This is a genomic window from Sulfitobacter mediterraneus (assembly GCF_003054325.1).
Lineage (GTDB): Bacteria > Pseudomonadota > Alphaproteobacteria > Rhodobacterales > Rhodobacteraceae > Sulfitobacter > Sulfitobacter mediterraneus.
Map to the genome: position 1 here is coordinate 167,938 of NZ_QBKU01000008.1, position 11,852 is coordinate 179,789.

At 60.2% G+C, this 11,852-nt stretch carries 12 protein-coding genes; 11 read left to right on the forward strand and 1 reads right to left on the reverse strand.

Annotation, left to right across the window (positions count from 1 at the left end; translation table 11 throughout):
• Positions 1 to 280: 280 nt before the first annotated feature.
• The 9 genes from C8N31_RS14205 to dtd all read left to right on the forward strand — a co-directional run bounded on the left by C8N31_RS14205 (position 281) and on the right by dtd (position 7,676).
• Positions 281 to 511 carry a hypothetical protein gene (locus C8N31_RS14205; RefSeq protein WP_037918184.1) on the forward strand — a complete coding sequence of 77 codons (231 nt, stop codon included), beginning with the start codon at positions 281 to 283 and terminating at the stop codon, positions 509 to 511.
• A 3-nt stretch (positions 512 to 514) separates the two neighbouring features.
• The gene (locus C8N31_RS14210; protein WP_025047774.1) at positions 515 to 1,399 is read left to right on the forward strand and encodes a 5-bromo-4-chloroindolyl phosphate hydrolysis family protein; all 885 of its coding nucleotides are present in this window, start codon (positions 515 to 517) and stop codon (positions 1,397 to 1,399) included.
• A 36-nt stretch (positions 1,400 to 1,435) separates the two neighbouring features.
• Positions 1,436 to 2,632 carry a toxic anion resistance protein gene (locus C8N31_RS14215; RefSeq protein ID WP_025047775.1) on the forward strand — a complete coding sequence of 399 codons (1,197 nt, stop codon included), beginning with the start codon at positions 1,436 to 1,438 and terminating at the stop codon, positions 2,630 to 2,632.
• 31 nt (positions 2,633 to 2,663) lie between these two features.
• Positions 2,664 to 3,596 (forward strand): DUF2927 domain-containing protein, encoded by a 933-nt coding sequence (locus tag C8N31_RS14220; RefSeq protein WP_037918232.1) that lies wholly within the window; start codon positions 2,664 to 2,666, stop codon positions 3,594 to 3,596.
• Positions 3,597 to 3,631: 35 nt separating this feature from the next.
• Positions 3,632 to 4,753 carry an SPFH domain-containing protein gene (locus C8N31_RS14225; protein WP_025047777.1) on the forward strand — a complete coding sequence of 374 codons (1,122 nt, stop codon included), beginning with the start codon at positions 3,632 to 3,634 and terminating at the stop codon, positions 4,751 to 4,753.
• A 46-nt stretch (positions 4,754 to 4,799) separates the two neighbouring features.
• The gene (locus tag C8N31_RS14230) at positions 4,800 to 5,372 is read left to right on the forward strand and encodes a cytochrome b/b6 domain-containing protein (protein WP_051544593.1); all 573 of its coding nucleotides are present in this window, start codon (positions 4,800 to 4,802) and stop codon (positions 5,370 to 5,372) included.
• Positions 5,373 to 5,444: 72 nt separating this feature from the next.
• Complete coding sequence (locus C8N31_RS14235) at positions 5,445 to 6,557, forward strand: TFIIB-type zinc ribbon-containing protein (RefSeq protein WP_025047779.1); 1,113 nt, start codon at positions 5,445 to 5,447, stop codon at positions 6,555 to 6,557.
• Positions 6,554 to 7,228 (forward strand): nitroreductase, encoded by a 675-nt coding sequence (locus C8N31_RS14240; RefSeq protein WP_025047780.1) that lies wholly within the window; start codon positions 6,554 to 6,556, stop codon positions 7,226 to 7,228. Before C8N31_RS14235 ends, C8N31_RS14240 begins: the two co-directional genes overlap by 4 nt.
• 1 nt (position 7,229) lies before the next feature.
• The gene (dtd, locus tag C8N31_RS14245) at positions 7,230 to 7,676 is read left to right on the forward strand and encodes a D-aminoacyl-tRNA deacylase (protein ID WP_025047781.1); all 447 of its coding nucleotides are present in this window, start codon (positions 7,230 to 7,232) and stop codon (positions 7,674 to 7,676) included.
• On the opposite strand, the gene C8N31_RS14250 is transcribed toward dtd, so the two are convergent.
• The gene (locus tag C8N31_RS14250; RefSeq protein ID WP_025047782.1) at positions 7,673 to 7,984 is read right to left on the reverse strand and encodes a cupin domain-containing protein; all 312 of its coding nucleotides are present in this window, start codon (positions 7,982 to 7,984) and stop codon (positions 7,673 to 7,675) included. The two genes, dtd and C8N31_RS14250, sit on opposite strands and share 4 nt — an antisense overlap.
• 148 nt (positions 7,985 to 8,132) lie before the next feature.
• Between C8N31_RS14250 and C8N31_RS14255 the strand changes: the two genes are divergently transcribed.
• Positions 8,133 to 10,130, forward strand: coding sequence for a CocE/NonD family hydrolase (locus C8N31_RS14255; RefSeq protein WP_025047783.1), 1,998 nt, complete (start codon positions 8,133 to 8,135; stop codon positions 10,128 to 10,130).
• Positions 10,131 to 10,253: 123 nt separating this feature from the next.
• On the forward strand, positions 10,254 to 11,849 hold the full coding sequence (locus C8N31_RS14260; protein WP_025047784.1) for an ABC transporter substrate-binding protein: 1,596 nt from the start codon (positions 10,254 to 10,256) through the stop codon (positions 11,847 to 11,849).
• Positions 11,850 to 11,852 lie beyond the last annotated feature (3 nt).

Consider the following 11,852-nt stretch of genomic DNA (forward strand, 5'->3'; position numbering starts at 1 on the left):
CCCGGCTTTTCTGTTCGCCCTGCGACACCAAAGCGGGATCGCGATGTCGCAAAACCTCTTTGGGCTGCGGTGCGATGCACATCTCATGGGTGAGTTTTGACCGGTTTTTCCCCGTCACATGTCATTCACAATGGTCGGGTAAACCCCTATATCTTATGTACAAATTTACAGAGCGCACGCTTGATGGCGCCATGTCTGTCTGCCGCCAATCTGTGCACCAAGGTAGATCGTCTGGCACGGCGACAAAGTTGCGCCTATGTTGGCAGCACGGGGGAAAATAGTGGCACGGCTCTTGCTGATCGTATTGTTTGTTGTGGTGATCGTTGCCATTGGCGCGATAATGCTATCAATCTGGACTGCGGCTACAGCCCCCCGGCCTTCTGGGTCCGAAACGGGCATCGCGGGAATAAAGGAAGATCTGATGGGGTCACGGTCCGTTCGTAAAATGGCATATGTTGCGTTGATTGTGGTGCTGTTTGGCGTCACCAGCGGCTGGCTTGGGGGACTTTGAACCATGGCCAAACGTTTTGGCGGAAAATACAGCCCCGATGGGCAGGCTGCACCGGACGGCACACCGCGCAAGCGCATCGAAGTGGACCCGGCAGGCGGGCGCTCTAATGTGCTGTTTGCGCCGGCTATTGTATTGGTTTTCACTTCATTGAACGATGGTGCCACCAGTCTTGCGCTGGGTCTGGCGGGTGCGGCCAGCCTGATCCTTGCTGCGTGGCTGCTGCGCGAAGGTTTGCGCGCGGAGGCAGAATTCAACAGCCGCAAAGTGGCCCGCAAACCGGCAATTCCGCGCAAGATACTGGCCTCTGCCGCTGCTGGCCTTGGCGCCGCGCTTGCGGTTCTGGCCCATCAGGACGGCGGATTTGCCATCCTTGCGCCGCTGCTGTTTGGTGGCTGTACAGCCGCGCTGCAACTGACGGCCTTTGGCCTTGATCCAATGAAAAGCAAAGGCATGGAAGGCATCGACACCTTTCAGCAAGACCGCGTTGCGCGCGTGGTGGATGAGGCGGAAAAGCTGCTGGCAGGGATGAGCGACGCCATGGCCCGCGCCAAAGACCGCAGCGCAGCGGCGCGGCTTGCGGCCTTTCAGGACACCGCCCGCGATCTGATCCGCACGGTTGAGGAAGATCCCCGCGATCTGACCGCCGCCCGCAAATATCTGTCGGTTTATCTGCGCGGCGCGCGGGACGCGACCGCCAAATTTGCCGATATCTACAGCCGATCACAGGACGAGCAGGCCCGCGCCGATTACCTTGCCCTGCTTGATGATCTTGACCGAAACTTTGCCGCCCGCACACGCAAATCCCTGCTCGAAGATCGCAGCGATCTGACCGTAGAGATCGACGTGCTGCGCGAACGGCTGTCCCGCGAAGGGGTCCGACTGGACTGACTTTGCCCTGCAAAACGCATGAAGGAAACTTGATATATGTCTGAAACTGTTCGTGAAAAAGCCAACCAATCCCTTGCTATGGTCGAAGAAGTGACCGCCGTTGTCCTGCCTGAACCGGCGGCGGCCAATGCGGTTGTCCCGCTGGAAAAGGCCAACAAGACCCAAAGCGCCGAGATCAAGCGGCGCATGGCCGAGATCGACATGGAAGACACACAATCCATCGTGTCCTTCGGATCGGCCGCACAGGCGGAGTTGCAGGAAATCAGCCAAGCGATGCTGGCCGATGTGCGCAACAAAGATGTTGGCCCGGCAGGCGACAGCCTGCGCAGTATCGTCAGCACCATTCGCGGGTTTTCGGTTTCTGAACTGGATGTGCGCCGCAAACGCAGCTGGTGGGAAAAACTTTTGGGCAAAGCCGCGCCCTTTGCCAAATTCACCGCCCAGTTTGAAAAGGTTCAAGGCCAGATTGACCGGATCACGGACAACCTGCTGAGCCATGAGCACACCCTGCTCAAAGATATCAAATCGCTTGATATGCTTTATGAAAAGACACTGCAGTTCTACGATGAGCTGGCGCTTTATATCGCGGCGGGTGAGGCCAAGCTGGCCGATCTGGACGCAACCGTGATCCCCGCCAAGGAGGCTGAAGTCAGCAAGGCTGCCGAAGCCGATCAGGTGATGGTCGCCCAAGAACTGCGCGATATGCGTGCCGCGCGGGATGATCTGGAACGCCGCGTGCATGATCTGAAACTGACCCGTCAGGTCACCATGCAATCGCTGCCCTCGATCCGGCTGGTGCAGGAAAACGACAAATCGTTGGTGACCAAGATCAACTCCACGCTGGTCAACACCGTGCCGCTGTGGGAAACGCAACTGGCGCAGGCCGTGACCATCCAACGCTCTGCCGAGGCGGCCAATGCAGTGCGCGAGGCCAATGACCTGACCAATGAATTGCTGACCTCAAACGCGAAAAATCTGCGTGAAAGCAACAAGATGATCCGCCAAGAGATGGAGCGCGGAGTGTTCGACATCGAAGCGGTGAAACAGGCCAACGCCGATCTGATTGGCACCATCGAAGAAAGTCTGCAAATCGCCGACGAAGGCAAGGCCAAACGCGCCGCTGCCGAGAAGGAATTGCAGGAGATGGAAGCAAATCTGCGCGACACACTGGCCGCTGCGAAGGCCAAGAAAACCGGCCTTGGCGACACTGCTAGCGGCGCGGTTCCGGGGTAAGCACTTGATGGCGGCAGGCATTTTCCAGCGCATGACGCGCATCGGGGGGGCGGGCATTCTGTCCGCCGCCCTTGCCGCGTGCAACCTGATCGCGCCTGTTGAACCCTCGCTGAAACCGCAGGCGCGGCCTGCCGCCCTGCCCGCCCCTGTGGTGGCCAAACCCACCTCACAAAAAAGCGCGATGCTACGCAGCTATCTCAATCAGGTGCAGACCGCGCAATTGACCCAAGGGTTGCTGCGCCGCGATGGTGGCGGCGCGGACACGCCCTTTACCGCCGATATGCTGGCTCGCAACTTTGAGAAAATCGCATTTTTCAACGAATACGATGGCAATTTCTCGGGTCGCGGCGGACAAAGCCCACTGCGCCGCTGGGATACGCCGGTGCGCATGGACGTGATCTTTGGCGCTGGCGTGCCGCCGTCACAGCGCAATGGCGACACCTATGATGTGCGCCGCTATGCAAGCCGACTGGCGCGGATCACCGGCCATCCGATTTCCACTTCCGGCAGTCCTAATTTTCTGGTGATCATCGCCTCTGAGGACGACCGCGCCGAAGCTTTGGTCGAGGCCGCAACACGGGTGCGCGGCATCACCGCCAACAGCCTGCGGGCCCTGCGCAACATGCGCCGCGACACCTATTGCGCCGTCGCCGCCTATGCCGCCGGGCCGGACGCCAACACCTATACCGCAGCGGTGGCAATCATTCGCGCCGAGAACCCCGACCTTCTGCGCCTCAGCTGCATTCACGAAGAATTGGCGCAGGGCCTTGGCCTTGCCAATGACAGCCCCGCCGCGCGGCCCTCGATCTTTAACGATGACGACGAATTTGCGCTGCTGACGGGCCATGACGAGCTGCTGCTCAAGATGCTCTATGACAACCGCTTGCGCCCCGGCATGAGCGCCACCGAGGCCGCGCCGATCACCCGTATCATCGCACGCGAACTGACTGGCGGGCCGTTGTGAGCCTTCCCATTTCTGACCAATAAAGGACCAACCTCATGGGTATTTTCGATTTCCTTTCCGGCGAATTCATTGATGTCATTCATTGGGTGGATGACAGCCGCGACACCATGGTCTGGCGTTTCGAGCGTGAGGGCCATGAGATCAAATATGGGGCCAAACTGACCGTCCGAGAGGGGCAAGCGGCGGTGTTTGTGCATGAGGGGCAACTGGCGGACGTCTTTACCCCCGGTCTTTATATGCTTGAAACCAACAACATGCCGGTGATGACGACCTTGCAACACTGGGATCACGGGTTCAAAAGCCCGTTCAAATCCGAGATCTATTACGTCAACACCACCCGGTTCAATGACCTCAAATGGGGCACCAAGAACCCGATTATCGTGCGCGATCCGGAGTTTGGCCCCGTGCGTCTGCGGGCCTATGGCACCTATTCGGTGCGCGTCAGCGATCCGGCACGCTTCCTGACCGAGATTGTCGGGACCGATGGCGAATTTACCATGGACGAGATCAGTTATCAGATCCGCAACATCATCGTGCAGGAGTTCTCGCGCACCATCGCCCGCGCCCAGATCCCGGTGCTGGACATGGCCGCGAACACCCGCGAGCTGAGCAAGCTGGTCGGCACCGAGATCGCCGCTCAATTGGCTGAATACGGGCTGGCCATGCCAGAGCTGTATATCGAAAACATCTCCCTTCCGCCTGCGGTTGAGGATGTTCTGGACAAGCGGTCCTCCATGGGGGTGATCGGGAACCTGAACGAATACATGCAGTTTCAGGCGGCTGAGGCCCTGGGCCGCGATGGCGGCGGGGCTGCTGCGATTCAGGCGGGTCTGGGTGCCGGTCTGGGTATGCAGATCGGCCAGGCCGCTGCGCAAGCAGGGCCTTGGGGCGCAAGACCGCAGGTTGCTGCCGCCCCCGCCACGGCACATATCCCGCCCCCGCCGCCACCTGTTGAACATGTCTGGCATATCGCCGTGGACGGCGAGACAACCGGGCCGTTTTCCAAAGCCGCCATGGGGCGCAAGGCCGCCGACGGCAGTCTGAGCCGCGAAACCTATGTTTGGACCCCCGGTCAGGACGGGTGGCAACGGGCCGAAGATGTGGCCGAGCTGGCACAATTGTTCACTGTATTGCCGCCGCCCCCACCCGGCGCGTGAGGGCTGCGCGAAACTTTTGCGCGGTGTTGTCCGTGGCTTGGCCATGATGATCCGCATACCTCGCCCTTCGTTTCACCTGCCCAAGTGGCTGCCCCAACGGCGCACATGGCTCAAGGCGATGCATTGGGCGATGGTGCCAATGCTGATCTGGTTCATCCTGGTCACGCCTGATGATGTGCTGCCGTTTGGGCCAAAGGCGTTTCAGGCCCATTCGATGCTGGCGTTGATCTTTGTTACGCTGTGCCTGCTTTGGACCGCCGATTATATGCGGCGCGGATTGGCCAGCCGTCCGGGACCGAAATTGCCGCCATGGGCGCGGCGGGCGCATCAATGGATGCACAAGGCGTTGATCTGGGGATTGTTCGGTGTCGCGCTCAGCGGTTTTTTCCTTGGGCTGACCTCCTTTACCCTGCTCAAGGCCGGAGGGTTCCTTCCCATCGCCCCGCCCCTTGGCCTGCGCCGCGCCAATGAGATTATCGGCCAGATCCATATCTATGAATTCTACCTGCTGGCGTTGATTGCCATCTGCCACGCCGCTTTCCACATCTGGCGGCATTTGCGCCTGCGCGACAATGCCCTGCGGATCATGGCGCCTAAACGACTGCACCGATATTTGTAAGCCGATGGGCAGCGGCACTGGCACCCGGTGCCCAAGGCCGCTATGTCTGTGGCAAGACTGACGAGGCCCCAGATGACTGACCCTCACATGCCCCCCGCCCCTGTGGCAGAGCATCGCTTTCCCTGCGACACTTGCGGATCCGACCTGCGGTTTGATCCCGGCCCGGCGCAGTTGGTCTGTGACCATTGCGGCAACACCGAAGCCATCGCAGGCGCCGCCCCGCGCAGCCACGCCATTGCCGAACTTGACCTGCAAACGGGTCTGGCCGCCGATCTGCCCAGCGCCGAGATGGAAGAAACCCGCGTCACCACCTGCCCCAATTGCGCGGCGCAGGTGGAGTTTGAGGCGGGCAAACACGCCGCTGAATGCCCGTTTTGCGCCACGCCGGTGGTGGTCGATACCGGCACCCATCGCCACATCAAACCCCGCGCCGTATTGCCCTTTGCCTTGGCCGAAGAAACCGCCCGCGATGCCATGACCAAATGGTTGGGCGGGTTGTGGTTTGCGCCAAACGGATTGCAGGATTATGCCCGCAAGGGGCGGAAAATGCAGGGGATTTACGTGCCCTATTGGACCTATGACGCACAGACGCGGTCGTCATACCGGGGCGAGCGCGGTACGGTCTATTACGTGACCCGCACTGTGACGCGAGATGGCAAACGGGTGCAGGAACGCGTGCAAAAAGTGCGTTGGTCCCCGGCATCGGGCCGGGTGGCGCGGTTTTTTGATGATGTGCTGGTGCTGGCGTCGAAATCCCTGCCCAAGAAATACACCGACGCACTGGAGCCGTGGGATCTGTCCGGGCTTGCGCCTTATGCGCCGGAATATCTTGCCGGTTTTCGCGCCGAGGCCTATGCGGTTTCGCTTGAGGATGGCTTTGCCGAGGCGCGTGCGCATATGGACCGGGTGATCGAACGGGACGTGCGATTTGACATCGGCGGTGATCGGCAACGGGTGCATGATGTGGATACCGCCATGTCGGATCTCACGTTTAAACATATCCTGCTGCCGGTCTGGTTGGCGGCCTATAAATACCGCGGCAAAACCTATCGGTTTGTTGTGAACGGAACCTCTGGCCGGGTGCAGGGCGAACGCCCCTACTCGGCCATCAAAATCACCATTGCGGTGGTCCTTGGCCTGTTGGCCGCCGGGGTCATCGGCTATTTTGTGGCGCAGAATAAATGACCCAGATCGACACCCTGAATGATATTCTCAAGGCGCGGCACTCCTGCCGTGGCTTCCGTCCCGATCCCGTGCCTGATGCAGTGATCGCCCAAATCGTGAAAACCGCCCGCCATGTGCCCAGCTGGTGCAACGCCCAGCCCTGGCAGGTCAGCGTGACCAAAGGCGCCGGCACCGAGGCGTTTCGCCAGTTGATGCTGGAGACCGCCAGCGCGGGCGGCGTGCCACAGCCCGACCTGCCTTGGCCCAAAGGATATTCCGGCGCCTATGCTGAACGGCGTCGCACCTGCGGTTTTCAGCTTTACGATGCGGTTGGGATCGACAAATCGGACCGCAAAGGCAGGCAGGACCAGATGTTGCGCAACTACGCGCTGTTTGATGCGCCGCATGTGGCGATTGTGCATTCCCCGGCAGAGCTTGGCCCCTACGGCGCAATGGACAGCGGTGGATTTGTCACCGCCTTTACCCTTGCCGCCACCGCGCTGGGGGTGGCCACTGTGCCGCAAGCGGCGATTGCCGCCTACGCCCCGCAGGTGCGCGAATACTTTGAACTCGGGGAGGATCGTCTGGTCCTCTGCGCGATTTCGTTCGGTTACGCCGATGCCGATCACCCCGCCAACCAGTTCCGCACCGAACGGGCGGAACCGTCAGATATTATTGAGTGGAAAGAATAAGATGCGGGCAGTTCTTCAACGGGTGACGCAGGCCTCCGTCACAGTGGATGGCGCGGTGATCGGGCAGATTGAGGCGGGGTTGATGATCCTTGTCTGCGCCATGCCCGAGGACGATGAAAAAACCGCCGAGGCGCTGGCGCTCAAGATTTCCAAGCTGCGGCTGTTCAAGGATGACGCAGGCAAGATGAACCTGTCTTTGGCCCAGACCGGTGGCGCGGCCTTGGTGGTCAGCCAGTTCACCTTGGCCGCCGACACCTCACGCGGCACCCGTCCGGGCTTTTCTTATGCGGCTAAACCGGACGCGGCCAAAGCGCTATACCTCCACTTCGCCGATCACCTGCGCGGCCTCGGCATTGCTGTGGAAACTGGTGAATTTGGCGCGGATATGTCCGTGGCGCTGGTCAATGACGGTCCGGTGACGATCTGCCTGGATACCGAACGGCCCTAGCCCGGTTTCGGCTCCAACAGCTCCACCTCGACAAAGGCGCATTCGAAATCATTGCCGTTGATCACATCATGCGAGACCCCAAGGTCACGGTAATAAGGCACGCCGTTTTGCATCTGAGCGGTGACACGCTCGCCCTCGCCGAGATCTATTTCAAGGACGCCATCAAACAGCGGGATCACCACGTAATCATAAGCATGGCGATGCCATCCGGTGTTGTCCCCGCGCGCGGCAAAGCGCCATTCGGTGACTTTGACCCGTTCGTTTTCGATCATGATACGCGGCACGGCGGTGCCAGCCTCGGAACACATACAAGGTCTCCTTTGGGCAATTTAGGTCAGGCTGGTTGGATTGACGATCAATCGATAGGTCCAATTCACAGAAGGACTTAGCTCCAGACAGCCCTGTTACCGGGTCCATCTGCTTGACAGAATCAACGATCCCTCGGACGGTCGCGACATGACAAGCACCCCCAACGCATTGCGCGAGATCACCGAAGAGCCCGACATGGGCATCACTCTTTCTGATGGATGCCGCCTGTCGGCGCGGGTCTGGATGCCCAAAGACGCGGACGATGATCCGGTGCCGGTGATCCTTGAATATCTGCCCTATCGCAAACGCGACGGCACCTGTGCGCGGGATGCGCTGACCCATCCATGGTTTGCAATGCGCGGCTATGCCTGCTTGCGCGTCGATATTCGCGGCAATGGTGACAGCGAAGGGTTGATGGAGGACGAATACACCGCACAGGAACTCAACGACGCGGTTGAGGTGATCAACTGGGCCGCCGCCCAGCCGTGGTGCAACGGCAATGTCGGCATGATGGGGATCAGCTGGGGCGGGTTCAACGGGTTGCAGGTGGCCGCCCTCGCCCCTGATCCGCTCAAGGCGGTGATCACCCTGTGTTCCACTGTGGACCGTTTTGCCGATGATATTCATTACAAGGGCGGTTGCCTGCTGAATGAAAACCTCGGCTGGGGCGCGACGATGTGGTCTTATTCCTCTCGTGCGCCGGACCCGGCCCTGCGCCCCGAGGATTGGCGCGAGATGTGGCTGGAGCGGTTGGAGAACGAACCGTTCTTGCCCGCCACATGGCTGCGCCACCAGCGCCGCGATGCCTATTGGCGGCATGGATCGGTCTGCGAAGATTTCAGCGCAATCAAGGCCAAGGTGCTGGCCGTTGGGGGCTGGGGTGACGCCTACAAAAACGCGGTGCCGCAATTGGTCGAGGTGCTGCCGGGGGCCAAGGGGATTGTCGGGCCTTGGGTGCATAAATATCCGCATTTCGCTGTGCCGGAACCGCGCATCGGCTTTCTGCAGGAGGCGCTGCGCTGGTGGGATCACTGGCTCAAAGGTTTGGATACCGGTGTTGAGGATGATCCTGACTACCGCGCCTATTTGATGGACGGTGTGCGCCCCGCAGCATGGTACACAGAACGCCCTGGCCGCTGGGTGGCAGAAGACAAGCGCGCAACCAGCCATCTGGACACCGCACAATTGCACCTGACCGATGATGGATTGACCGACATGGCTGGCCCACTGGATGCGCTGGTGTCTTCTCCCGCGCATTGCGGGGCGGACGCGGGGGAATACTGCGCGATCTGGCTGGGGCCGGAAATGCCCGGCGACCAGCGCCATGATGATGCGTTGTCGCGCTGTTTTGACAGTGATCCTTTGACCCGAGACATGGATATCGTCGGGGCGCCGCGTCTGTCATTGACCGTGGCCTCCGACCAGCCACAAGCGCAGATCGCCGTGCGCCTGAACCACATTCACCCCGATGGTGCCTCGACGCGGATCACCTATGGCGTGCTGAACCTCAGCCATCGCAACAGCGCAGCAGAGCCGCAGCCGATGCAGCCGGGTGTGCCTGAGGAGGTTTCTTTTGCTCTTGATCACATCGCCTACCGCGTACCCAAGGGGCATCGCTTGCGGGTGTCGATCTCGGACGCCTATTGGCCGCTGATCTGGCCGTCGCCGGAAAAGACCGAGCTGCGGCTGACCCAAGGGCGGATCGCCCTGCCCCAACGCCCCACGGCTGGCGGGGATGAATACGCCTTTGCACCGCCCACCGCCGCCGACCCGTGGCAGATCGAAACCCTGCGCGATGAAAACCACATCCGCCGGCAGGAGACCGATATGGTCATAGGCCGCGTCAGCCTGATCATCGAGGATGATTTTGGCGCTGTGCGCGATGCCGATCACGGGCTGATCACCAGTTCCATCGCCCGCGAAAACTGGAGCGTTCATCCAAACGATCCGGCCTCTGCACGCGGCACCTGTCACTGGATCGATGAATTGCAGAAGGGCGACATCCATCTGCGCACCGAAACCCGCTGCGAAATGTGGTCCGACAGCACAAAATTCCACCTGACTGCCCGAATCGAAGCCTTTGAAGGGAATGATCTGATCTATCAAAGGGATGTCGAAGACAGCATTGATCGGGACAATCTGTAGTCACAACGACATGAAGACCCGTTATTAACCCTTGCAGCAACAGACGAAATGCGCAAACTTGACTCCACAGTCAATAAAACCGCGAGCAACGCGGCGAACCACGATACAACCGGGAGAACCTAAATGAATGATCAACTGAATTACCTGACGGAGAAAGTGGCCAAGGGCCTGATGACCCGTCGTGAGTTTGTCGGCCGTGCCGCCGCTTTGGGCGTGACGGCAGCCGTTGCAAACACCATGCTGGCCACGTCTGCCAAGGCGGACACGCCCAAGCGTGGCGGCATGATGCGCATCGGCTCGTCCGGCGGCGAAAGCACGAACACCCAAGATCCGGCTCTGACCGCATCCGAAGTGCCATTGAACAACCTGCGTGCCTGGGGCGAGACCCTGGTCGAAGTCGACCCGAACGGCGAGCTGGACTACCGCATGGCCGAGAGCGTCGAAGCTTCCGCAGATGCGAAGACATGGTCCTTCAAAATCCGTAAGGGCATCCCGTTCTCCAACGGCAAAGACATGACGCCAGACGACGTTATGAAAACCATGGAGCGTCACAGCAACGAAGACAGCCAGTCGGGTGCATTGGGCATCATGAAGGGCATCGCGAATATGAAGGTCGACGGCGACAACTTTGTGGTTGAGCTGGACACGCCTAACGCTGACCTGCCGTTCCTGATGGCGGACTATCACCTGATGATCCAGCCCGGTGGCGGCATGGACAATCCAGGCGCGGGCATCGGCACCGGCCCCTACACCATCGAAATCGACGAACCCGGTGTGCGCCACGCGTTCAAGCGCCGTGACGATTATTGGGACAGCGAGAACCGTGGCTGGGCCGATGAGATCGAACAGCTTGTTCTGAACGATGCAACAGCCCGTACCGCGGCGCTGCAATCTGGTCAGGTACAGATCATCAACCGCGTTGACCCAAAGGTTGCCGCGCTGCTGGACCGTGCCCCGAACCTGAGCGTTCAATCCGCATCGGGCCGTGGCCACTATGTGTTTATCATGCACATCGACACCGCGCCGTTTGACAACAACGAACTGCGTCTGGCGCTGAAGTATGCGATCGACCGTCAGGAGATGGTGGACAAGATCCTCCGTGGCTATGGCTCCATCGGGAACGACATGCCGATCAACGCCTCCTATCCGCTGTTTGACGAAAGCATCCCGCAGCGCGAGCATTCCATCGAAAAAGCCGCCGAGCACTATAAAAAGTCCGGCCACGATGGCAGCCCGATCATCCTGCGTGTTGCAGACGGTGCCTTCCCCGGTGCGGTTGACGCCGCAGCCCTGTTCCAGCAGAGCGCGGCCAAGGCGGGTATCCCGCTGGAGATCAAGCGTGAGCCAAACGATGGTTACTGGTCCGAAGTATGGAACGTACAGCCTTTCTGTGCCTCCTACTGGGGTGGCCGTCCGGTGCAGGATCAGATGTATGCCACGGCATATCTGTCCACCGCAGATTGGAACGACACCCGTTGGAAGCGTGATGACTTTGACGCCCTGTTGAACTCTGCCAAGGCCGAACTGGACCAAGGCAAGCGCAAGGCGATCTATTCCCAGATGGGCCAGATGCTGCGCGACGAAGGCGGCTTGATCCTGCCAATGTTCAACGACTTCGTTGCGGGCGTGTCCAACAACGTCGGCGGTTACGTGAATGATCCAAACGGCCCTGTGATGAACAACAAGTCTCACATTGCCTGCTGGCTGAAAGACGCGTGATCC

Coding starts and splice junctions, on each gene's coding strand:
- C8N31_RS14250 (WP_025047782.1), bottom strand. CDS start 7,984: ATGTGTTCCGAGGCTGGCACCGCCGTGCCGCGTATCATGATCGAAAAC.
- C8N31_RS14255 (WP_025047783.1), top strand. CDS start 8,133: ATGACAAGCACCCCCAACGCATTGCGCGAGATCACCGAAGAGCCCGAC.
- C8N31_RS14240 (WP_025047780.1), top strand. CDS start 6,554: ATGACCCAGATCGACACCCTGAATGATATTCTCAAGGCGCGGCACTCC.
- C8N31_RS14260 (WP_025047784.1), top strand. CDS start 10,254: ATGAATGATCAACTGAATTACCTGACGGAGAAAGTGGCCAAGGGCCTG.
- dtd (WP_025047781.1), top strand. CDS start 7,230: ATGCGGGCAGTTCTTCAACGGGTGACGCAGGCCTCCGTCACAGTGGAT.
- C8N31_RS14235 (WP_025047779.1), top strand. CDS start 5,445: ATGACTGACCCTCACATGCCCCCCGCCCCTGTGGCAGAGCATCGCTTT.
- C8N31_RS14230 (WP_051544593.1), top strand. CDS start 4,800: ATGATCCGCATACCTCGCCCTTCGTTTCACCTGCCCAAGTGGCTGCCC.
- C8N31_RS14210 (WP_025047774.1), top strand. CDS start 515: ATGGCCAAACGTTTTGGCGGAAAATACAGCCCCGATGGGCAGGCTGCA.
- C8N31_RS14215 (WP_025047775.1), top strand. CDS start 1,436: ATGTCTGAAACTGTTCGTGAAAAAGCCAACCAATCCCTTGCTATGGTC.
- C8N31_RS14225 (WP_025047777.1), top strand. CDS start 3,632: ATGGGTATTTTCGATTTCCTTTCCGGCGAATTCATTGATGTCATTCAT.
- C8N31_RS14220 (WP_037918232.1), top strand. CDS start 2,664: ATGACGCGCATCGGGGGGGCGGGCATTCTGTCCGCCGCCCTTGCCGCG.